This window comes from Polynucleobacter sp. AP-Latsch-80-C2, from assembly GCF_018882185.1.
GTDB lineage: Bacteria > Pseudomonadota > Gammaproteobacteria > Burkholderiales > Burkholderiaceae > Polynucleobacter.
In genome coordinates, this window is sequence record NZ_JACVOY010000008.1 from 1 (window position 1) to 21,923 (window position 21,923).

18 protein-coding genes are annotated in these 21,923 nt (G+C 43.9%); 14 read left to right on the forward strand and 4 right to left on the reverse strand.

Annotated features, from left to right (window positions below):
• Nucleotides 1-240: hypothetical protein (locus ICN47_RS09260; RefSeq protein WP_216219655.1), on the reverse strand; the 240-nt coding region annotated here is incomplete at its 3' end.
• A gap of 125 nt (nucleotides 241-365) precedes the next feature.
• On the opposite strand from ICN47_RS09260, the gene ICN47_RS09265 reads away from it, so the two are divergent.
• Nucleotides 366-1,979: a hypothetical protein gene (locus ICN47_RS09265; RefSeq protein WP_216219656.1), complete on the forward strand. Its 1,614-nt coding sequence runs from the start codon at nucleotides 366-368 to the stop codon at nucleotides 1,977-1,979.
• Here ICN47_RS09265 and ICN47_RS09270 read toward each other — a convergent pair.
• A complete protein-coding gene (locus ICN47_RS09270) occupies nucleotides 1,966-3,771 on the reverse strand; it encodes a hypothetical protein (protein ID WP_216219657.1) in 1,806 nt (601 codons plus the stop codon). The genes ICN47_RS09265 and ICN47_RS09270 overlap by 14 nt on opposite strands.
• Before the next feature lie 307 nt (nucleotides 3,772-4,078).
• Here ICN47_RS09270 and ICN47_RS09275 point away from each other — a divergent pair, with 307 nt between their 5' ends.
• Both ICN47_RS09275 and ICN47_RS09280 read left to right on the forward strand, forming a co-directional pair.
• Nucleotides 4,079-5,065: a UbiA prenyltransferase family protein gene (locus tag ICN47_RS09275; RefSeq protein WP_216219658.1), complete on the forward strand. Its 987-nt coding sequence runs from the start codon at nucleotides 4,079-4,081 to the stop codon at nucleotides 5,063-5,065.
• Nucleotides 5,066-5,088: 23 nt separating this feature from the next.
• Nucleotides 5,089-6,075 carry a hypothetical protein gene (locus ICN47_RS09280; protein WP_216219659.1) on the forward strand — a complete coding sequence of 329 codons (987 nt, stop codon included), beginning with the start codon at nucleotides 5,089-5,091 and terminating at the stop codon, nucleotides 6,073-6,075.
• Here ICN47_RS09280 and ICN47_RS09285 read toward each other — a convergent pair.
• The gene (locus ICN47_RS09285) at nucleotides 6,068-7,864 is read right to left on the reverse strand and encodes an ABC transporter ATP-binding protein (protein WP_216219660.1); all 1,797 of its coding nucleotides are present in this window, start codon (nucleotides 7,862-7,864) and stop codon (nucleotides 6,068-6,070) included. The two genes, ICN47_RS09280 and ICN47_RS09285, sit on opposite strands and share 8 nt — an antisense overlap.
• Before the next feature lie 181 nt (nucleotides 7,865-8,045).
• Between ICN47_RS09285 and ICN47_RS09290 the strand changes: the two genes are divergently transcribed.
• The 3 genes from ICN47_RS09290 to ICN47_RS09300 are packed head-to-tail and all read left to right on the forward strand — an operon-like array spanning nucleotide 8,046 to nucleotide 11,169.
• Nucleotides 8,046-8,996: a glycosyltransferase family 2 protein gene (locus ICN47_RS09290; RefSeq protein WP_216219661.1), complete on the forward strand. Its 951-nt coding sequence runs from the start codon at nucleotides 8,046-8,048 to the stop codon at nucleotides 8,994-8,996.
• Between the two features lie 11 nt (nucleotides 8,997-9,007).
• Nucleotides 9,008-10,315, forward strand: coding sequence for a glycosyltransferase (locus ICN47_RS09295; protein ID WP_216219662.1), 1,308 nt, complete (start codon nucleotides 9,008-9,010; stop codon nucleotides 10,313-10,315).
• A 44-nt stretch (nucleotides 10,316-10,359) separates the two neighbouring features.
• Nucleotides 10,360-11,169, forward strand: coding sequence for a glycosyltransferase (locus ICN47_RS09300; protein ID WP_216219663.1), 810 nt, complete (start codon nucleotides 10,360-10,362; stop codon nucleotides 11,167-11,169).
• Nucleotides 11,170-11,174: 5 nt separating this feature from the next.
• Here the strand turns inward: ICN47_RS09300 and ICN47_RS09305 are convergent, their stop codons facing one another.
• The gene (locus tag ICN47_RS09305) at nucleotides 11,175-12,128 is read right to left on the reverse strand and encodes a glycosyltransferase family 2 protein (RefSeq protein WP_370626315.1); all 954 of its coding nucleotides are present in this window, start codon (nucleotides 12,126-12,128) and stop codon (nucleotides 11,175-11,177) included.
• 160 nt (nucleotides 12,129-12,288) lie between these two features.
• On the opposite strand from ICN47_RS09305, the gene ICN47_RS09310 reads away from it, so the two are divergent.
• The 8 genes from ICN47_RS09310 to ICN47_RS09345 all read left to right on the forward strand — a co-directional run bounded on the left by ICN47_RS09310 (nucleotide 12,289) and on the right by ICN47_RS09345 (nucleotide 21,889).
• The gene (locus tag ICN47_RS09310) at nucleotides 12,289-13,722 is read left to right on the forward strand and encodes a UbiA family prenyltransferase (RefSeq protein WP_216219665.1); all 1,434 of its coding nucleotides are present in this window, start codon (nucleotides 12,289-12,291) and stop codon (nucleotides 13,720-13,722) included.
• Nucleotides 13,723-15,024, forward strand: coding sequence for an FAD-binding oxidoreductase (locus tag ICN47_RS09315; RefSeq protein ID WP_216219666.1), 1,302 nt, complete (start codon nucleotides 13,723-13,725; stop codon nucleotides 15,022-15,024).
• 55 nt (nucleotides 15,025-15,079) lie between these two features.
• Nucleotides 15,080-15,826, forward strand: coding sequence for an SDR family NAD(P)-dependent oxidoreductase (locus tag ICN47_RS09320; RefSeq protein WP_216219667.1), 747 nt, complete (start codon nucleotides 15,080-15,082; stop codon nucleotides 15,824-15,826).
• 41 nt (nucleotides 15,827-15,867) lie between these two features.
• Nucleotides 15,868-17,802 (forward strand): acyltransferase family protein, encoded by a 1,935-nt coding sequence (locus ICN47_RS09325; protein ID WP_216219668.1) that lies wholly within the window; start codon nucleotides 15,868-15,870, stop codon nucleotides 17,800-17,802.
• Between the two features lie 28 nt (nucleotides 17,803-17,830).
• Nucleotides 17,831-18,871 (forward strand): SDR family oxidoreductase, encoded by a 1,041-nt coding sequence (locus ICN47_RS09330; protein WP_255538986.1) that lies wholly within the window; start codon nucleotides 17,831-17,833, stop codon nucleotides 18,869-18,871.
• Nucleotides 18,868-19,428, forward strand: a complete 561-nt coding sequence (locus ICN47_RS09335) for a sugar transferase (RefSeq protein WP_216219669.1) — start codon at nucleotides 18,868-18,870, stop codon at nucleotides 19,426-19,428. Before ICN47_RS09330 ends, ICN47_RS09335 begins: the two co-directional genes overlap by 4 nt.
• Nucleotides 19,429-19,474: 46 nt before the next feature.
• Nucleotides 19,475-21,367 (forward strand): nucleoside-diphosphate sugar epimerase/dehydratase, encoded by a 1,893-nt coding sequence (locus tag ICN47_RS09340; protein ID WP_216219670.1) that lies wholly within the window; start codon nucleotides 19,475-19,477, stop codon nucleotides 21,365-21,367.
• Nucleotides 21,368-21,469: 102 nt separating this feature from the next.
• Nucleotides 21,470-21,889: an SxtJ family membrane protein gene (locus ICN47_RS09345; protein ID WP_216219671.1), complete on the forward strand. Its 420-nt coding sequence runs from the start codon at nucleotides 21,470-21,472 to the stop codon at nucleotides 21,887-21,889.
• The last annotated feature ends 34 nt before the right edge of the window (nucleotides 21,890-21,923 follow it).

The following is a 21,923-nucleotide window of genomic DNA, read 5'->3' on the forward strand; positions in this document are numbered from 1 at the left end:
ATCCCGATCGCGCTGAGTCAAAAAGACGCTCGCTGGGTCAGCCAAAGGCTGGGCAGCACCCAATAAAAAGCGGATATTAAAGAGATTGGCTAAATAGGCAAGAGAGGTGAGGCCGATGGAGCGTTGAGTCATTTCATCGGCTGATACGCCATAATCTCTAAAGCTGATTAACCCAAGCGCTAGTAATACTCCAAAGAATATCCCAACCCAAACTTTGTAATTAAGAGTTTTGGAATCCATTAATGTTAGGTGGAGTCTGTTTAAAGACATAGAATTGGTATTCTAAAGCCATGGGTTAAGTAAATATACAGGCTATTAGACAACTCATATATTTAACTTAGATTATTTTAGGAATTTTGGCTCCCGTGAAAGCCTTTGAAAGATTATTTTTTGCAATATATATTCCCTTGGGTGTTTGGGGGTGCCTTCATGCGGGCATTTCCTGGGATGAGCTTGCCGAGTATCAGACTTTACTCATCAATATTGGCGCGGTTAAGGGATTATGGGGTGGCAGCCATACTGAGTACCAATCTTTATTGCACTATGGTGATCGCTATTATGGAATTGGGTTTCATTTAATTTCTAATGCAATCGCAATGATTGCATTGTGGGTAAATAGCCATATTTTTTCTTTTAGCGCTAACCCATCAGAAATTCTCTTTACCCATCTTTCTGTATTTGCAACCTTCATTCTTTCAGGGCTGGTTATTAAATCAATTCTAGAGAAGTTGATCAATAATCATTCCATGTCTCTAATTGGCATGATGACATATTTACTATGGCCATATCTTCTTGGCCATGCCTTTGTAAATGTGAAGGACATCCCTTTCTTATTTGCCTGGCTTTTGTGCACCAATACCTTGTTAAATTTATTGCAACATTGGTATGCAAAATTTACGATTAGTAGCAACCAAGCTTTAATGCATTTTTTCTTATTAGGGGTTGGAACCGCCTGGCTCCTATCCATTCGTATTTCAGGACTATTAATTTTTATTGAATATGCAGCCTGCTTCTTTGTTTATTTATTGTTGGGTAAATGTAGATTAAAACTTGCTCTCCGTGTCAGCTACTTAGCAGCCTTCGCTTTGCCTTTGGCTATGGGGGTTTTTATCTTATATCCAGTCTTTTGGCATAACCCATTAGAGGTGGTGAATGCAATACAGTATATGAGCCAACACCCTTGGGATGGCGATACTTTAACTGCAGGAAAATTCCTAGCTCCAAGGCAGCTCTCCTATTTTTATATTCCCGCATGGTTGCTTGTTAAGTTGCCTTTAGTAACTCTGTTGGGATTATTGTTGATTCCATTGGTTGTCTATCGGGAAATGAAGAAAATAAAATACTCCCCTATCAACTTGCAGCTCATTAATTTTATTGCCTTATTTGCTAGTGTTGTATTGATATTGCTAACTTTAGTCATAATTAAGGCTGGTTTATATAACGAGCTACGGCAAATATTATTTATATTCCCATTAATTTATATTCTTGGTTTCGCGGGTTTTTACTTCATATCAAAAAAGATCCTAACTGTTGCTTTAGTTGCAACAGCTGTATTTTTTCTGGTGGATAACCTTGCTCTATATCCATATTCATATGTCTATATGAATGAGGCTTCTCGAAAATTAGACATTGGATCGAAGTATGAGAAGGACTATCTAGGACTCTCCATTGATCGTACTACGACATGGTTAAATCAGCAGGCGCAAGGTAATAGTGAGAAAGCATGCGCAGTAGTTACTCCTGCCCATTTATGGAAAGGATTGGATCAATCCAAATTTCCCTGTGTTCAAGGTTATGAAAATTTCACATCCCTTAAAAAGCCTTTCTTCTTTTCTTGGCTTGTTCGAGACCGCATTGATTTACTTCCATTGCCCTCCTGCAAGCTGATTCATGAGGAGCAAGTTAGCATGCCCCTATCGCCCACCAAGTTGGTGATGAGTCAGCTATTTTTCTGCGATCCAATTGCTATTGAAAAGTAGCACTTTTTAAGCCAATACCTAATTTGCGATCATCATTTCCAAGATTTAGAGATTTTGGGCTGACTGCATCAGGGAATTCAAAATCAATAGTTATTGGCAAACGCGCATTGTCAACGCTTGTAAGGGGAATGTAGAGCTCATTCCCATCAAATTTATTCAAGAGGACCTTTCCTTTCTGTTGCCCATTAATAAATACTATTACCTCTTGTTTTGGATGCGCTGCATTTACAAATGCATTGATGCTGAAGGTAATCGATTTTGCACCATTCTCTGGCATCGGAATTTTTATGGTTGCTCGATTTTGGGTTGACCATATCCCACCCCAAGTTTCGCGCTCACCCCAGCCTGAAATAATGTATTTACTTCGATCTAGCCAGTCGTTTGCAAAATTGATGGATGAATTAGTAGTTACATACGATCTTGACTCAAATTCACCAAGATATCCAAGGGAAACCAGTAGTTTCTTTAAGGAATCTATGTCCGGAATTCTCTTAAGAGATCCATTCTTGGCATTGGGATCGTAATCATAAAACCAAAGATTGGCGGTGTCAGTCTTCCACCATCGATCAATTGTAAGAATGCCATCAGATAGCTGTAGCGGCTTACTAAAATTACTTGCTCTCGTATCCAATACGGCACCGCCAGCAATTTTTTTATTGGTATAGAGCGATAAAGCCGCTCCAAAGTCCCATGGCTGAGTAAAAACAATTTCATTATTGAAGTTATTGGGTAAATAACCTGGGACATTGCCAATAATGGTGGCTTCTGCAAGGATGTCTGCTGAATTAATTTTCCCGAGAATATCTTCTAGGATTGATGTTTGGAGCTGCCAGGATCTAATGTAATTATCTCGTTGTACTCCAAAAGAAATATAAGCAAGACAGCCTATTAATATTGCAAATACTAATGCCAATATTTTTTTAGAGAAAAAGTTAATGATGCTGGCAATCAATAGCGCCCAGCAAATCCATGAAGATGATAGCGCGCGAGCATCATTTCCGCCAATCTCGGCATATGCTCCAGAAAGAATGAATATCGATGACGATGCTAAAAAACAAAGTAGAAATATAAGAAAAGTTCTTAATTTATCTCCTAGGGGAAGCCGAATATCTATGTTGGATATTGTTTGCCTTGCCCAGAAAACAAAAAAGGTCAAGGCTAAAACTATTGAAATGGCATACCCATAGAGATCAATTCTCTTCAATGATTTGATCAGCAGCTCAGGCAAGGCCCCATAAAAGACACTTAGCCAATTCAGAAAGAAGTAGACAATATTGTTGGGATCAAATGCAAGTCGTGAATGCACGGTTGAAAATATCCATACTGCTAATACTTTTTGCCAGAGTACTGCGCCTCCTAAAACGAGAATAATTGGAGCAATATATTTAAGAAGGTATTGAAATGGCTTTTCAATCAGTGTTTTTGCATCGAGGGCAAAAGGGAGTGCCGCAGTTAGAACCAAGAGGGGGAGCATCACTTCATAGGTAAGAAGGCTGCTAATAAGAAGTAAGTATGAGACTACATAAGTAAGTAGACTTTTTCTGATGTAATAAGATTTTAGTAATAGTAGCGATAGGGCCCAAAATAAAAATGCAAGAGTTGCCGTGGATTGATTGATTGGTGAAATAACAATGGGCATTGCGATAATAGGAGTGCTAGCTAAAACAATAAATACAATTTTGGCAAACGGGGTTAATAATTGCCTGATAGCGCTTGCTGTAGTGAAGATTGCGAATAAATATATCGCCGTATTAAAAATTAAGTACCGGCTTATATTTAAGCCAAATAACAATGTTGTGGCTGTAATTGGTAATGGCGCTAACGGGCGATTTGAAAATAGTGGAAACCATGATCTATAGCATTCAAAAAATCCACTGCAAATGAGATTTTGAGCAATATCACCCCAATCATCAGCAATAATCCCACCCTTGAGTAATAGGGGTGTATAAGCCCCCGCTATAAATAGCAACAAAAGTGGCCAGGTAACAAGAGTGAGGGTCTTTTTCCAGGGGGGCTGCATGGGCATGCTTGGCTTCAAATCCATATAGATTGTATTTTTGGCATTTTAGGCTATTACAATATCGATAGCTATTGAATAGATGGCTAATCAATTCAAATTGGGGATCATTTTGTCGGTAAATAAGCAAGCAAAACCAGATTACTTACGAGGACATCTTGAGATATGCCGCTTTGATCACTGGATCAAAAATGTCTTTGTTCTTCCAGGCTTTTTAATTGCAGTCAGTATTTATCCCCAAAGCATTAATCCGGGTTTATTCATCTCGGTCGTAATTGGGTTTTTGGCTGCAGGATTGGTGGCATCCAGCAACTACGTGATTAATGAAATTCTAGATGCTCCATTTGATGCACTGCATCCCACTAAACGTCTTCGTCCAACTCCAGCAGGTCGTGTTCATATTCAATGGGGATATGTCCAGTGGATAGTATTGATGCTAATTGGTTTAGCTTTGGCGTCATTGGTTTCTCAAGCATTGGTTTGGGTCTTGCTCTGGCTGTGGGTGATGGGTTGTATTTACAACATTCCACCTGTACGCGCCAAGGACCTGCCTTATATTGATGTGCTGGTTGAGTCGATTAATAATCCGATTCGCTTATTGGTTGGTTGGTATATCGTTTCCCCACCATTTCAGATTCCAGTTTCGCTACTCATTTCTTACTGGATGATAGGTGCATATTTAATGGCCATTAAGCGTTTTGCTGAGATGCGGGATATTTCAAGAAATATCTCTGCCAAGCAATACCGTAAATCATTTGGTTACTACACCGAGCAAAACTTACTAGTGTCCATCATGTTTTATGCATCTACCTCCATGTTGTTCTTTGGAGCATTTGTAATGCGTTATCGCCTGGAGTTAATTCTGTCATTTCCATTGATTGCCTTCATCATGGCCATGTACCTTAACCTGGCCTTTAAGGAAGATGGTAGCGCCCAAGCTCCTGAGAAATTATGGAAAGAAACCCCCCTCATGTTGGCATCATTTTTATGTCTCATCTTGATGGTATTTCTTATGAATGTGTCCTTGCCAGCCTTTACCGCGTTCTTTCAGCAATCAGTTCTTAATTGATTCAATAGGGCTATTGAGTAAGCATGCCCTCTAGTGCAACAGCAAAATCAAATAGGCAGGCAGTGCCCGCCTATTTGATTTTGCTGTTTGTGAGCTCTTGTTTGAGCGTATTTTTGGTTATGCGCAATCCCTGGGTGGCTTCGGATCTTAATACAGATTCCTATGTTTGGTTCTTAGAGTTTTCTCGTGCCATTTTTCAGCCCCAGTCCGCTTATTACGCTGAATCTATTCTTCTCCCCCTGCTTGCTAAGATTCTGGGCGCAACTCAAACGCTGATTACTTATAAGTTGCTTTGCGGCATATTAACTGTATGCATCTTGCCTATCGCCGCTATTTTTGCTCAGCGATATTTTCAGAACCTATATAAAACCCTGCTATTCATTGTTTTATTTGGGTTATCTTTTCAGTACTTGCAGTTCTACATTCTGGGATTTCCTGACCCTCTGACAATTCTTTTATTAGTAATAGCGGTTTTTCAAAAGAGATTGGGAGCAATGTTTACCTTGCTAGTTCTCGCAATGCTCTCGCATTTCTCTATGGCCGCTCTGAGTGTTCTTGGCTTGATTAGCTTAGTGTATTTTTCGACAAATACGAGCTTTTATTCTCAGAAGAATTTAGTTGGTGCAGCGCTTGCTGCCATTCTTGCTGGAAAAGCCCTTTTACTTGCTTGGTATGCCGTCTTTCACTATCAATTACTTAGTAGATTAGATTGGGCTCTTGGTAAGGGCTATATATTCTTTCTAGAGCGTTATGAAACTAATACGGCAGGGTTCTGGCTGACACCTGGAATTCCTTTTTTAGCGCTTTATTTCTTGATCGCCGCTTATTTTCTGATGCAGAAGAAATTTGCTTTTGTGTTCACGGCAATTCTTACCTTAGCTATTGCCTACGTGGCCCTATTTTGGACGGTCGATGGCTTACGAGTATTTGCTGTTGTTATTGCAGCGCCATATGCCTACTTACTTCTGAGCTTTATAAATAGCCTGCCTTTTTGGAGGACTGTTAAGTAGCTTGCTTAGATTCAATAATCGGTAAGGCGAGTTCTTCGTAGCTACCTATGGCCTCAATCTTGCCATGATCTAACTTAACCAGCATGGAGCAATCTTTGAGCGTGCTTAAGCGGTGTGCAATCATCAGTACGGTGTAATTAGAGCCAAGGTTTTGAATGGATTCCATTACAGCAATTTCAGTCTCTGTGTCTAAGGCGCTGGTCGCCTCATCAAAAATCAAGACATCTGCATTCTTGTAGAGCGCTCTAGCAATACCGATACGTTGGCGCTGGCCACCGGAGAGACGCGTGCCGCGTTCACCAACGAAGGTTTCATAGCCTTGGGGTAGCCCTTCAATTGTCTTGGCGATCTGTGCCTGCACAGCGACTCGCTTAACTCTCTCGTGATCAATCTCATGTTTTGGGATGCCAAACGCAATATTCTCTTCGATCGTCGAGTCAGCTAAATAAATTGTTTGTGGAACGTGAGCAATATGCATTTGCCAAGCGCGATGATTTGCTTCTGTAATGATTTGATCATCAATTTCCAATGCGCCTGCGCTTGGTCTGAGTAGGCCCATCAAGATATCTAATAGTGTGCTCTTGCCGGCCCCAGTAGTTCCGATAAAACCCACTCGGCTACCTTTAGGAATGGTGAGTGAGAGTTTATCTAGAATGAGTGGTGAGTTTTCTCTGTACTGAAACGACACATCCTTAAGATTGATTTCATTCTTAAAGGGAATAGGCTCTGAAGGCAATTGATTCGCATATTCCGGTAATGGTTGATCCAGAAAATCCAAAGTGTCTTTGAGTGAGAACTGGTTACGTAAAATAGCAGTCCAAGCACTGTAAGCAAGCTGCATCACTGGCAGTAAACGTTGTGAAGCTAAAGCAAGTGCGCCCACAATCGGAATGGCTTGGTTAATCTCATTCGATTGCTTGGTCAACACAAAGGAGAGCAGTGCAATGAGCAGCATACCTAGTGCTTCAGTCACAAAGCGGGGACTCACGCTAATGAATGAGCTGGTCGCATAAGCTTTACGCAAAATAGAATCGGACTTTTGATAGACCTGACAGTAAGCATCTTGGGATCCATCAATCAAGATATCCCGAATACCGCCTAAACCCTCTTGCAAGGACTTGATCACGCGCGCTGATTCGACGGTGATGTCTTTACTGTTGTTCATCAGTTTTCTGCGTGTCACTTTCATGGTTACGAAATACATCAAACCAAATACACCAAATGCTGCCGCTGAAGGGATCGGCGCAATAACCAAAAGAGTGCCGAGCATCAAGACCAACATAATCATCGAGCTCAAAACATAGAGCGCCGACATGATGATGCCGTCAGTCACTATCGTAGTCTTACCGGTCACACCATCAATGATCTCGCTAGTATTTCGAGAGAGGTGAGTTAGATAAGGTTGATATAGTGTTTTGCGGTAAATGCTGTAACCAATATCGGCGCCAGTCGCAAATGACAAACGTAAACTAACTTTGAGCAACACCAAGCGCATGGCGCCAGCAACGATGGCCGTAAAACCAAATAGAAGGGTAAGGGGTAGTAATAGCTCGCCCTCTGACTGAATGCCGGCCAACTGAATAAATGGTTGGGCAATAGGCAGCTCATAAATTTGTTTTGGATTAGTGAGCGCTGCAAGAAAAGGGACAATGACGCCCAAACTCAACACTTCTGCAAAAGACACCAAAACCATCAAGACCAGCAATAAGGCAAATTGGCCTTTGCGACGCGGGCTAAAGTGTTCCCAAAGCCTAAATAGGAGTTGAGGGAGTTTTTCTGTGGAAGGCACGCTAGGAATGGAGGTTTTGAGTTGGTCTGAGTTGATTTTTGTTTTTTTGAGCTTTTTATTCAGGCAAGCCACCCGTTTGACCTCATTAGGCTCGGGGTAAAATGCGCTATGGCATTAATTTTAAAGCATATTTCTGCAAATCAACCTACTCAATGGATCCTTAATGGGCCTGTTGAAGCTGATGAGTGCCACTAAATTCATGAAAAGCGCTGTTTTATTCCTCATATTCAATCGTCCAGAGACGACGATTAAGGTATTCGAGAAAATTCGTGCTGCCAAACCTCCCAAGTTATATATCTCAGCCGATGGCCCCAGATCTAATCGTCCAGGCGAACTAGAGCGCTGCGAAGAGGCTCGCAAGATTGCCTTAGGTGTGGATTGGCCGTGTGAAGTCAAAACTTTATTTCGAGAAAGCAACCTAGGTTGCAAGATGGGTGTTGCTTCCGGAATAGATTGGTTTTTTCAAAATGAAGAAGAGGGCATCATCCTCGAGGATGATGTCTTGCCTATGCCCAGCTTCTTTACTTTTTGTGATGAGATGCTTGAGCGCTATCGCAGCGATCCTACGATTGGCATGATCACCGGATCAAATCTCGTTTCAAAAAGAATCAAGCTAGATTCAAGCTACTTTGTAAGTCATGTGCCATTAATCTGGGGTTGGGCTACTTGGCGCCGCGCTTGGCAGCACTACGATGTGCGTATGGAAAACTGGCCACAATGGTCCAGAAGTGACAAGATCACCAAATGTTTCCATGGCGATCAATTAGTATCCAGTTACTGGCGTGATGCTCTTGATTGGGTTTATCAAAATGGCATGGATACTTGGGACTACCAGTGGCTGTTTACTTGTTGGCAAGCAGGCATGTACTGCATCATTCCCTCACAAAATCTCACAGACAACTTAGGCTATGGTGTTGAGGCAACTCATACATCGATGCATAAGCCAGATTGTCTGGTTGAGTCTGTGCCACAAGATCTCACATGGCCCTTAATTCACCCTAAAGCACTCGTACCAAACTGGAAAATCGATCGCATGATGTTTGAGCGCATTCATGGAGTGACTTTGATGGGTTATGTTCGCAGACAGTTGCGCCCCTTGCGCAAAATCTTTAATGGCATTGTCGGAAAGTAAAGAGTCTGCAAATGAGCCTACCAATAAAGCTACGTGTGCTCGCTATGAATCACTCCGACACTGTGGGTGGAGCCGCGCGTGCGGCGTATCGAGTGCATAACGCCGCTAGGCTCTTGGGTGTGGAATCAACGCTTCGCGTAAATCAAAAGACACTACAGGATCCAACAGTGCAAGGCCCTAGAAATAAGTTAGGGCGTTTGTTAGCTAAGTTTTACTCGGGCATGGGTCAGTTATTAATTAAACCATTCAAAGGTAATCCCGCTATCTATCAATCAATAGGATTGATGCCAACGAGATGGGCTGCTCGATTAAATTCTTCGAAGAATGACGTCGTGCATATGCATTGGGTTAATGGCGAAATGATTTCCATTGCTGATATTGGCAAAATCAATAAGCCCCTTATGTGGACATTGCATGACATGTGGGGCATCGCTGGTGCTGAGCATTATTGTGAAGATGCTCGAGCACATGATGGATATACAAAAGACAATCGACCAGAAGGTGAGACGGGTTTTGATCTCAATCGCTGGACCTGGTTGCGCAAAGTAAAGCATTGGAAAAAACCGATCTTGATCACCACGCCCAGCCGCTGGATGGCAGAAAAGATTAGCGAGAGTGCTTTGATGAAAGACTGGCCAGTGATGGCCATTGCAAATCCGATTGATACAGAATTTTGGCGCCCAATAGATCAGTCAATTGCGAGAGAAGAGCTAGGCCTTCCGCAAAATGTACCATTGATCTTGTTTGGTGCCACTGGCGGTGCCTCCGATCCTCGCAAAGGCTTTGATTTGTTTCTGGATGCATTGCCCTTGCTGCAAAAAAGCATGACTTCTCAAGGCATGAGCTCATTAGAGATAGTGGTTTTTGGTCAGGATGCTCCCAAGGGTGGATCTGATCTATCTAATTTAAATATCCCAACGCATTACATGGGGCATATTAATAATGACCATACCTTGCAGTTGCTCTATAGCGCTGCTGATGTGATGGTGGTTCCTTCCCGTCAAGAAACCTTTGGCCAAACCGCAAGTGAGGCCTTGGCTTGTGGGTGTCCGGTGGCAGCTTTTGGCGCAACTGGCTTACTAGATGTGGTGGATCACCTCAATTGTGGATATCTAGCAAAACCTTATGATCCCCAGGACCTGGCAACAGGTATTGAGTGGCTGATTCGCTCACAGCGGGATGAAAAGAATGCAGGATGCCTCAATGAGTCATCTTTACGCCTTGCTGCTAGACAGCATGCGGTAGATCACTTTAGCTACCCCGTGATTGCCAAGCAATATATTGCCGCATATCAATACGCTATCAAAATGCGTTCATAATTTGGTTTATTGTTAATCGATAAAAACGAATACGGAATTTGAGAATGCTATCAACCATCAAGAAGCAAATATTGATGATCGGCGAAAAGCCGATGCAGACTCTGTCTGATCGTAAAGCAACTACCCAAACCCATTTACAAAATATTCCCCCGGTCGTTTACCAAACTTGGGAAGTCAATTATTTTGGCAAGACCCATTTCGCCGAGATTGAAAAGTTTCGTGATCTCAACCCTGACCTCAGTTTTGAATTATTCGCTAAAGAAAAATTAGAAGCTTATATGGAAGAGGTATGGGGCAATCATCCGATTTACCCGATCTTCCAAAAATCGAAGTTTGGCCCGATGTTTGCGGACATCTTCCGCTATTGCATCTTGCTTGAACGCGGCGGCTTTTACTTTGACATTAGTAAGGGCTGTTCTGTATCGGTTTCATCCCTCTGTGCGGCGAACTCTACTGGCTTAATTTCTTATGAGGCACATGATTGTGTTGTGATCCCGAATATTAAGGCGATTGAGCGCATGACCCATCCTGAGAAATATATTCTGCAGTGGGGCATCGGTTTTGCTAAAGGCCATCCCATCTTGCAAAAGCTGATTGAAAATATCTGCGAGTACTACCCTTATTTCAAAGGGAAGTCATTTGCCATTCCCAAGAATGCCATCCTGAGCTTGACTGGCCCCGGCATGTTTACCAAAACGATTCGTGAGTTCTTTAATGAAGCTGCAGATGAAAATCTGACTCAAGCCGGAATTGATTTCAATGGATCTGGAATCTATAGCCTCAAAGGCTCTTGGGTGCGCTATGCAACGGTACCCGCTTACACCACTGCAAACTCAACAATTATTGTTGATTAAATAAATTACGCTTTGCTGGAGTAGCGTTTTCTGATGAGATAGAGTGGACGTTGTTTGGATTCAAAATAAATACGTCCAATGTATTCGCCAAGCACGCCAAGGCAGATGAGTTGTAAGCTGCCAAAAAATAGAATAACTACTAAGAGCGAGGCGTAGCCAGGAACATCAATACCAAATACCAAGGTTTTGATAATTACAAGCACTGCATAACAAAACGCAAAGAGCGCGCCAATTCCGCCCACATAAGTCCATACCTTAAGCGGTACTAAGCTAAAGCTGGTGATGCCTTCAATTGCAAAGTTCCAAAGCTTCCATCCTGAGAATTTACTATCGCCAACCAATCGAGCATCTCGAACGTATTCAACAGTAGCAGTCTTAAATCCTACCCAGGCGAATAAACCCTTCATAAAGCGCTGGCGCTCCGGCAATTGCTTGAGTGCATCTACAACTACTCTATCCATTAAGCGAAAGTCACCCACGTTTTCTGGGATTTGCAAACCAGATAGTGTGTTGTGTAAGCGATAGAACATTAAGGCCGTTGTTCTCTTTGCATAAGAGTCGGTAGAGCGGTCTACACGTTTGGCCAAAACTACCTCAGCACCTTCTTGCCATTTTTTGAGCATTTCGGCGATGAGGGCAGGGGGATCTTGTAGGTCAGCATCAATAGGAATGACGCAGTCACCAGAAGTGGCATCAATTCCTGCAGTCATTGCTGGTTCTTTGCCGAAATTACGGGAGAACTCTAAAACCGTGACTCGAGGATCTGTCTTTGAAATCGCAATCAGCTGCTCTAGGGTGTTATCTCGGCTGCCGTCGTCTACGCAGACGATCTCAAAATCAAAGTCAGGCAACTTTTCCATAGTCTGGGCCATCACTTGGTAAAAGTGCTTTACGCCTCCCCCTTCGTTGAAGAAGGGGGTAACTATGGAAACTAAAGGGCGTTGGGCCATGTCTTTGATTTAATTAGGGTATCAGTGGCATTTTAAGCCAATTTATTCGTTATATTAGTTTGAATTGAGGATAATGAGGCCAAAAGAAGACTGAGGCCCTGGGGTAGTTAACCTGGAAATCCGGATTATTTAGAGTAAATCGTAAGCAAAACGGCGAAAGAGCATTTTTATGGTGTCTCAAATTAATCCCATAGTGGTTGATTTAGATGGAACCTTGATTAAAACGGACATGTTGTTTGAGTCTGCCAATCAATTTATTACCGAGAACCCACTGCGTTTTTGGCAACCATTCGTATGGTTGATGCGCGGCCGTCCCTACCTCAAAGAGCAGCTTGCTCAGCGCTACCGTTTTGATGCCGCCAATCTTCCCTATAACGAAGAGGTGGTTACTTGGCTTCGTTCTGAAGCAAGCAAAGGCACTCCAATTTATTTAGCTACAGCTAGCAATAAAGTGATTGCGGATGCCGTAGCCTCTCATCTGAAATTATTTACTGGCGTGTTTGCGAGTGAAGGTGATGTGAATCTCAAGGCCAGTCGCAAGCGTGATCGCCTAATTGCGGAGTTTGGTGAAAAGCAATTTGATTACGTTGGGAATGAAGGTGATGACTTGGCTGTTTGGGAAAAGTCAAAAAATTCTCATGTGGTCAGTAACTCAAGCGCGCTGTTATCTAAAGTCGACAGCCTTGGCAATAAATGCAAAGTATTTACATCGCAGGAGGGTGGATTAAAAGCTTTAGTGAAGGCGATGCGCTTACATCAATGGATTAAAAATCTTTTAGTCTTTGTGCCACTCTTGGGTGCTCATCAAATTAGTAATACGCCAGCGCTTATTGAGGCTGTTTTAGCATTCATCTCCTTTGGCCTGTGCGCCTCATCCGTTTACTTATTAAACGATCTAGTCGATATTGAGAATGATCGCCAGCATGCACGCAAAAAGGCGAGACCCTTTGCTGCTGGCAGACTAAGTCTACTGACCGGTTGGTTGCTTTGGCCCGTTTTGACCATCAGCGCATTCGCATTAGCTTGGATAACTCTACCTGCTACATTTACTGGTGTCTTATTGGTTTATTTTGCCGTGACGTTGGCGTATTCATTCTCATTAAAGCGCTTCGCTATTTTGGATGTATTGGTACTCGCTGGTTTGTATACGATTCGCATCGTTGCGGGCGCTGTAGCAACGAGCATTCCATTGTCATTTTGGTTGCTGACTTTCTCGATGTTCATTTTCTTGAGCTTGGCGTTCATGAAGCGTTATAGCGAACTCAAGTCTGTTAAGGATGCTGGCCAGGAAGGGAAATTGCCTGGCCGCGGATATGCAGTAGATGATCTTGAAGCAGTGTCTGCGATGGGCGTGGTTTCAGGATACTTATCTATCTTAGTTTTGGCTTTATATATTCAAGATAGCTATACCGCAGTCCTGTATCGCACTCCCCAGATTATTTGGCTAGCGTGCCCATTAATGTTGTATTGGGTATCACGCACTTGGTTGATTACCCACCGTGGCGCCATGAACGATGACCCTGTGATGTTTGCCATCAAGGATCGCGTCAGTCATTTAGTTGCTTTGTGCTTTGTCCTCATCTTTATTTTGGCTGCTATCTAAATGGAAATATCTGGCTGGGGTCGTTATCCCAAGATTGACGCCGTAGTAGTACTGCCCCAAACGGCAACGGAGTGTTCTACCTTTTTGTCGAATACTGGTGGGTTGATTCCTCGTGGCTTAGGCCGCAGTTACGGCGACAGTAGCCTTGCCTCTCAGGTTTTAGAAACCAATGGAATGCAGTACTTCCAAGAATTTGACTCTGAAACTGGCGTGCTTGCTTGTGATGCTGGCGTTTCTCTCTATGAAATTCTGAATGTCTTTGTGCCTCAGGGATGGTTTCTGCCAGTAACTCCCGGCACGCGGTTCGTAACAGTTGGTGGCGCTATTGCTAGCGATGTCCATGGCAAGAATCATCACATTGATGGAACCTTTTGCGAACACGTCATCTCTTTTGATATTGCGCTAGGTAATGGTGAGATCGTTACAGCGAGCTCAATGCAAAACCCAGACCTCTTTCATGCGACCTGTGGGGGAATGGGATTAACAGGCGTCATTATCTCTGCCCGTATTCGACTCAAGCCGATTACTTCTAGTGAAATTCTGGAGACGACGATCAAGGCTCCCAATTTAGATGCAGTACTCGACGGATTTGAAAAGTACATTGGAAGCACTTACTCGGTTGCGTGGATTGATTGCTTGGCAAAAGGCGCTGATTTAGGGCGCTCATTATTAATGATTGGTGAGCATGCCACTGATGGTGGATTAAAAGTGGCAAGCAAGAAACCCATCACTATCCCAATGGATGCCCCTACTCAATTACTAAACCCGCTTTCGATTAAAGCCTTTAATACGCTTTACTACGGCAAGGTGTTACAACCTGAGCAATCGCGCCGCACATCATTTGAGACTTACTTCTATCCCTTGGATCAAATGCTGCACTGGAATCGCTTGTACGGCAAACCAGGGTTCTTGCAATATCAGTTTGTTATTCCGACGGCTACTGGGCGCGAAGGAATGCGCCGCATCTTAGAAGAAATCACTGAATCAGGGCAGGGCTCATTCTTGGCGGTGCTCAAAGCCTTTGGAAAACAAAACGAAAATTACCTGTCCTTTCCTGTTGAGGGATATACCTTGGCATTGGATTTCAAGGTCACACCAAGTATTTTCAAATTGCTCGATCGTTTAGATGAATTAGTTTTGCAATACGGCGGTCGCTTGTATTTGGCAAAAGATGCTCGCATGACTGAGCAGACCTTTAAAGTAAGCTATCCTCGCTGGCAAGAGTTTGAGGCTGTGAGAAGCAAATATCATGCAATTGGAAAATTCGCCTCATTGCAATCTACACGCCTGGGTCTAGCTTAGAGCTTACTTAGTCCAAGCATAAAAAAATTAATTAAATAAAGATACACAGAAAGAAATGATGAAAAGAATTGTGATTGTTGGAGCTACTTCAGGTATTGCAAAAGAATGCGCTCGCATTTGGGTAAAAGAGTCTGCGGTGGATTTAACGCTCGTAGTTCGGGATGTTGCGCGTGCACAGCCATTGATCGCTGATCTGCAAGTTCGCAGCCCTCACTCCAAGATTGAAGCCATTGCTGTTGACTTTAATGACGCTACTGCCATTCATAATCTAGTAGAGGTGGTTTATCACAGCAGAACCATTGATAACGTTCTGATTGCCCATGGCACTTTGCCAGATCAGACCGATTGCGAACAAGATCTCAATCTTTGTAAAGAAACTTTAGAGATCAATGGTGTTTCACCATGCTTGTTTGCCGAGGCTTTTGCCGGTGTCATGCAAAACCAAGGTAAAGGCAATATCGCCATTATTGGTTCTGTTGCGGGTGATCGTGGTCGTAAATCCAATTACATCTACGGAGCCGCTAAGGGCTTAGTCTCACGCTATGCCCAAGGCATGCAGCATCGCTTCGCTAATAACCGCCTCAAGATCACTTTAATCAAGCCGGGCCCAACCGCAACACCAATGACCGAAAAGATGCGTGCCAAAGGTATGAAAATGGCGCCTGCGGATTTGGTGGCAAAAGAGATCGTGGAAGGTATTGCTAAGGGTAAGAGCGTGATTTACACGCCAAAGAAATGGCAAATCATTATGTTGATCATTCAGCATCTGCCAAGCTTTGTTTTTAATAAGCTCAATATCTAGGCTAGCTAAAAAGATGGGCTGCTCAACAGGGGTGCTGTAGATTGGCTACGTATCGTCCGGATATAGATGGTCTTCGCGCGGTTGCTGTTTTGGCGGTCTTGGCGTTCCATGCGCTGCCATCAGTATTGCCAGGTGGATTTGTCGGTGTGGATATCTTTTTTGTAATCTCTGGATATCTTATTTCATCGATATTGTTGAGCAGCCTTCAGCAACAGAGTTTCAGTCTTCTCGATTTTTACTCCCGCCGTATTCGTAGGATATTCCCTGCTTTAATCACCGTCTTCATCGCCAGTTTTGCGATGGCTTGGTATTTCTTCTACGCAGATGAGTTCATTAATCTGGGTAGGCACATGATTTCAAGCGCTGCCTTTATCCAGAACTGGATGCTGGCAAGTGAAAGCGGTTATTTCGATACCTCCGCTGAGATCAAGCCCTTCTTACATCTCTGGTCGCTTGGGGTGGAAGAGCAGTTCTACATCCTTTGGCCTTTGCTGCTGTGGGGCGCGTGGAAGCTGCGTCTGAACCTGCTGAAGCTAACGATCATTTGCTTAGCAGCCTCTTTTGCATGGAATATTTATGAGCTGTATGTTGCTCAGAGCACGATTGCATTTTATCTACCCCAGGTACGCTTTTGGGAGCTTCTCATTGGCGCAGTGCTTGCTTATGTCCATTTAAATCCGTCTACTGCATCCTCGGACACTTCACTTGGTTTGGTGAATGAGAATGTTCGCTCATTTGCAGGGGCAACTCTTTTGCTTCTGAGTTTCTTCTTTATCAATAGTCAAAAGGTATTTCCAGGATTTTGGGCGATCCTGCCTACACTGGGAGCCGTCTTATTAATTTCTGCCGGTCCTAATGCGATTCTGAATCGCACTGTTTTGTCTAATAAGGTAGCGGTTTGGTTTGGAAAAATTAGTTATCCGCTGTATTTATGGCACTGGGTCTTACTGGTATACCTACGCATACTTGAACCTGATTTATTTGCCAAGGCGAAATTCCGTCTATTGGCCCTAGCCTTAGCAGTAATGCTTTCGTGGCTGACTTATCGCTTCATCGAAAAGCCTTTGCGTTTTGGCGCCTACGGAAAGCAAAAAACTTGGTTCCTCATTGCGGCCATGATCGGCATCATCTTCCTTGGCCGCGAAATTCAGAATCAAAGTGGCATGGGGTATCGCTTTACTGCCAGCGCTGCCTACCTAGGTGGCGACTTCCAGACACAAATGCGTAAGAACCTAGAGGATGACTATCAGCAAAACTCAGCTGCGTGTGATTTTTCTCAACCTGAGAAAAAAACCAATCAACCTAAGGCTGATATTGCGAAGTCTTGCTATGAGGTAGATTCCAAAAAGCAAGCTGTGTTTTTATGGGGCGACTCTCATGCACAAATGTTGGGTTATGGTCTCAGAAAAAATTTACCAGCAGATTGGCAATTACTTCAAGTAGCCAGCGTAGGTTGTAAGCCGAATCCAATGCAAGCAGAAGATTCCAATGCAAGTTATTGCGAACGATCTAACTATGTAGCTTTAGAGGCTATTAAGAAAACTCATCCCAAAACAGTAGTCCTTGCCCAAAGCACGGCATGGAAGTTACCGGAGGTGGAATCATTAAGTGCCACCTTGAAAAAGTTAGGCGTACAAAGAATTGTTTTCGTGGGTCAAAGTCCTGAGTGGTCCGATGCCTTACCTACACTCATGATGCGCAAACAAGTAGTGGGTATTCCAGAGCGCACAAAGAGTGAACTAGTTCCTGAAACATTGTTAATGAACGAGGGCACCAAACAACTCTTTGCAACCCTAACTACTGGCATTGCTTATGTAGATTTGATTGATCTCTTTTGTAATGCTGATGGCTGCCTGGTGTATCTGGGTAACAACCCCGTTTCTGGAATGACTTACTTTGATTCCCATCATTTATCGCCAGTGGCATCTGATTATTTGGCTAAAAATAGCCTAGTCAAAGTCATTCTTGGAAAATGAGGGCATAAAATGAGTACATCACCAATCATTGAGTCTCAATTTGACCGAGCAAAGCCTTAACTCTTCCCAAGAGCTAGATCAGCGCCTGCAAAACCCCTGTGTTTTGATTACGGGCGCTACTGGTTTTGTGGGTAGCCGATTAGCAAGCTTCTTGAGTACGCAATTTCCCGAGATGGAGTTGCGCCTTGCAGTTCGTCATCGTCCGGATGAGCTTGAAGTTCCCGGTGTATTACCTATAGGGTCCATTGAGGTAGTAGGAGACATCAATCCTCATACCAATTGGACGGATGCACTAGACGGGGTAGATGTAGTCATTCATCTAGCCGCACGCGTACATGTCATGAATGATGTAGCGCGGGATCCTCTTGAGGAATATCGCAATGCCAATACTTTTGCTACTATTCATCTTGCACAAGAAGCTGCTAAAGCAGGTGTCAAGCGTTTTATCTATTTGAGTTCTATCAAGGTTAACGGTGAAGAGACTTCTTCTGGTCAATCTTATTCAGAGGATTCAATACCGGCACCAATCGATCCTTATGGCGTGAGCAAGTGGGAAGCAGAGCTTGGCCTAGAAAAAGTTTGCGCCCAGACCGGTATGGAATTTGTGATTATTCGCCCACCACTCATTTATGGTCCGGGTGTTAAGGCGAACTTCCAAAAACTCATGGGGCTGGTTTCAAAAGGCATGCCGCTTCCATTGGGCGCCACTCATAACCAGCGCAGCATGTTGGCACTAGATAACTTGGTGAGCTTTATTGCTGAAGTAATGAAAAATCCCTTGGCAGCCAATCAACGCTTCTTGCTTTCTGATGGTGAAGATGTATCCACAACCCAATTGCTAAGACTCATCGCTAAAGGCATGGGTAAGTCAATTTGGCTGTTGCCAGCTCCGGCGTTTATTCTCAGAGTTGCAGCAGAAGTGCTCGGCGCCTCTTCAGCTGCAGATCGCTTGCTTGGTTCTTTGCAAATCGACTCTAGTAAAGCACGACAATTACTGCATTGGCAGCCACCATTATCTGTGGAAGAAGGTATTGCTATTGCTGCTCAATCGTATTTGAAAAACTCATGAAACGCATTGTTGACCTCATTCTCTTGTTGATCGCCCTAGTATTTTTAGCGATCCCCATGTTGATCACTGCCATCATCGTGAAATTGACTTCACCTGGCCCCATTGTGTTTTGGTCTGATCGAGTGGGGCAGTACAACCGCATCTTCAGAATGCCAAAGTTCAGAACGATGCAAGTGAATACGCCTAATGTGGCTACCCATCTCTTGGTTGGCGCTGGCAGCTACCTGACGCCTGTTGGCGGCTTCTTACGTAAATCGAGTCTGGATGAGTTGCCACAACTCTGGTCTGTTCTCGTCGGGGATATGAGTTTTGTTGGCCCAAGACCAGCTCTCTATAACCAAGAAGATCTGATTGCTATGAGGACCGAGCGGGGGGTGGAGGTATTGGTTCCCGGAATCACCGGTTGGGCCCAAGTCAACGGACGGGATGAGCTCGATTTGACTGAGAAGGTCAATTTGGATGCCCAGTACCTGCAAAAGCAGTCAACCAGCTTTGACTTTTACATCCTGTTCCTCACGGTCTTGAAGGTTTTCAGGCGTGAGGGCGTTTCTCACTAGGCTGAGAAAATAATCACTAAAATGGCAGCAAACTGACAGGACTGTCATGAAAAAGGAATTATTAGAGTTACCCCGTTGGGTGAAGCAGTTTGCAGCGATGCTGATCGATGTGGTGTGTGCTTTGCTGGCCACATGGCTAGCCTTTTCTTTGCGCCTTGATGAATGGCATGCGCTGATTGCTGAGCAAAAGATGGCCTACATCTTGGCTGTTGCTTTATCGATTCCTGTTTTCTTTCAATACGGTGTTTATAAAACCGTGCTCCGTTTTACTGGAGCGCACACCTTAGCTTTAATGAGTAAGGCGGTTGGTATTTATGGTGTGCTGTATTTCACTGCCATCTTTATGTTGGCCTCACCTTATATCTATCGCAGTATTGGTTTAGTGCAACCGATCATCATGTTTATCTTGATGGCGCTTGCACGAGTTGCAGCAAGTCTTGCTTTAGGCTTTAGATCCTATGGCAACAATGGGCGCCCTGTTCTTGGCACATTATTAATTTATGGCGCCGGTCATTCTGGGATGCAGATTGCTTCAGCGTTACGTCAATCAGGACAATACTTCTTAGCCGGTTACATTGATGACAGTACGCAATATCAAGGTAGCAATATCAACGGCTTGATGGTGTATCCACCAAAAGAAATTACACGCTTAATTGATACGCATGGCGTCACCGATATCTTGTTGGCGATGCCCTCCATTGATCGCGCAAGACGTAACGCCATTCTGAGCGACTTGCGTGAACTCCAGGTGCACGTACGTTCATTGCCTGACTTAGTGGATTTGGCACAAGGCCATGTCACAGTCTTAGACATTAAAGAGTTGGATCCAGATGACCTCTTAGGGCGTGAGCCCGTTGCCCCTAACCGTGAACTGATCGAGAAGAACATTCTGGGTAAGACCGTGCTGATTAGCGGGGCTGGCGGCAGTATTGGTTCGGAGCTCTGCAGACAAATATTGCAAGTAGGACCAAAACAGTTGCTCTTACTAGACCATAGTGAATATGGCCTCTATGTCATTGAGTCCGAGTTGCGTGCTCAGCTTAATGCCAATCCACAACTCAAGACCGAACTCATTCCACTATTGGGTAATGTCCGTGATGCTGAGCGTTTAGAGACAATCTTTACCAAATGGAAAATTGATACCGTCTATCACGCAGCGGCTTACAAACATGTACCGTTAGTTGAGCACAATCCTTCTGAAGGATTGCAGAACAACGTATTAGGCACTTTGAACTTGGCGCAAACTGCCAAGAAACATCGCACTGCAAACTTTGTCTTAATCAGTACTGATAAAGCGGTACGTCCAACGAATGTGATGGGCGCGACAAAACGTTTTGCTGAATTAGTTTTGCAAGCATTAGCCAATCAAGAAAATTCCAGCACCTGTTTTTCCATGGTGCGATTTGGTAATGTTTTGGGTTCCAGCGGTTCAGTAGTGCCATTGTTCCGCGAACAAATTAAAGCGGGTGGTCCAGTGACTTTGACCCATGCTGAAGTGACGCGCTATTTCATGACCATTCCGGAGGCGGCGCAGTTGGTGATTCAGGCTGGTGCGATGGCTAAGGGTGGTGAGGTATTTGTGCTGGATATGGGGCAACCCGTCAAAATTTACGACCTGGCTAAGCGCATGGTCGAGTTATCTGGTTTAAGTGTCAAAAACCCTGAGACCGGTGCTGGTGACATTGAAATCGTGGTTACTGGCCTGCGTCCGGGTGAAAAGCTCTATGAAGAGCTCCTCATTGGCGAAAATCCAACCTCTACCCCGCATCCAAGAATCATGATGGCTAGGGAGGACTTTTTGCCCTGGAGCGCCCTTGAGGCGGAATTAGCCTTGTTACAAGCGGGCCTGGCTAAGGGCGATTTTCAGGTGTTGGTAGATCAGTTGCAGCGCCTTGTGAACGGCTATCAGCCCTCGGGCAACTACAAGCCTGCTGCCTAGGCCTAGGTATTCAATAGGCCTGCTTCAGGCTGTCATTTCTGGCGTACTTTGACTTTATAATCAAAGTCTTAGCAAATTTATAGAAATTGCCATTTAAAGCCTATGAGTAGTCAATCAGATTCCCTACACGGTTCAAAGCTGCCTTCCGAGCGGACCTTTGGTTTCGTCTTTACCGGAATCTTCCTCATCCTGGCTGGATACCTCTGGTATCACAACGGTAAGCCAGTAGCCATTCAGGTCTTTTTGGTTCTAGCAGTTACTTTCTTAGCTTTCACCATTTTCATGCCGATTGTGCTGCGTCCTTTAAACAAGGCTTGGTACCAATTGGGCTTATTGATGGGCCGTGTAGTGAGCCCAATCGTTCTAGGCATTTTGTTTTTTATTCTGATTACACCGATCGCTATTGTGATGCGCTTGGCAGGTAGAGATCCTTTGAAGTTGCGTAAGCAAGATGTTCAGTCCCATTGGATTGATCGTGCGCCACCCGGACCATCTTCCGAATCATTTAAAGATCAGTTCTAAACCATATTTAGTAAATCGAAATTACAGAGGTTAT

What these genes read in the sequence shown, in the direction of transcription:
- ICN47_RS09275 (WP_216219658.1), top strand. Translation starts at nt 4,079, where the DNA reads ATGGCTAATCAATTCAAATTGGGGATCATTTTGTCGGTAAATAAGCAA.
- ICN47_RS09280 (WP_216219659.1), top strand. Translation starts at nt 5,089, where the DNA reads ATGCCCTCTAGTGCAACAGCAAAATCAAATAGGCAGGCAGTGCCCGCC.
- ICN47_RS09290 (WP_216219661.1), top strand. Translation starts at nt 8,046, where the DNA reads ATGAGTGCCACTAAATTCATGAAAAGCGCTGTTTTATTCCTCATATTC.
- ICN47_RS09295 (WP_216219662.1), top strand. Translation starts at nt 9,008, where the DNA reads ATGAGCCTACCAATAAAGCTACGTGTGCTCGCTATGAATCACTCCGAC.
- ICN47_RS09300 (WP_216219663.1), top strand. Translation starts at nt 10,360, where the DNA reads ATGCTATCAACCATCAAGAAGCAAATATTGATGATCGGCGAAAAGCCG.
- ICN47_RS09310 (WP_216219665.1), top strand. Translation starts at nt 12,289, where the DNA reads ATGGTGTCTCAAATTAATCCCATAGTGGTTGATTTAGATGGAACCTTG.
- ICN47_RS09315 (WP_216219666.1), top strand. Translation starts at nt 13,723, where the DNA reads ATGGAAATATCTGGCTGGGGTCGTTATCCCAAGATTGACGCCGTAGTA.
- ICN47_RS09320 (WP_216219667.1), top strand. Translation starts at nt 15,080, where the DNA reads ATGATGAAAAGAATTGTGATTGTTGGAGCTACTTCAGGTATTGCAAAA.
- ICN47_RS09335 (WP_216219669.1), top strand. Translation starts at nt 18,868, where the DNA reads ATGAAACGCATTGTTGACCTCATTCTCTTGTTGATCGCCCTAGTATTT.
- ICN47_RS09340 (WP_216219670.1), top strand. Translation starts at nt 19,475, where the DNA reads ATGAAAAAGGAATTATTAGAGTTACCCCGTTGGGTGAAGCAGTTTGCA.
- ICN47_RS09345 (WP_216219671.1), top strand. Translation starts at nt 21,470, where the DNA reads ATGAGTAGTCAATCAGATTCCCTACACGGTTCAAAGCTGCCTTCCGAG.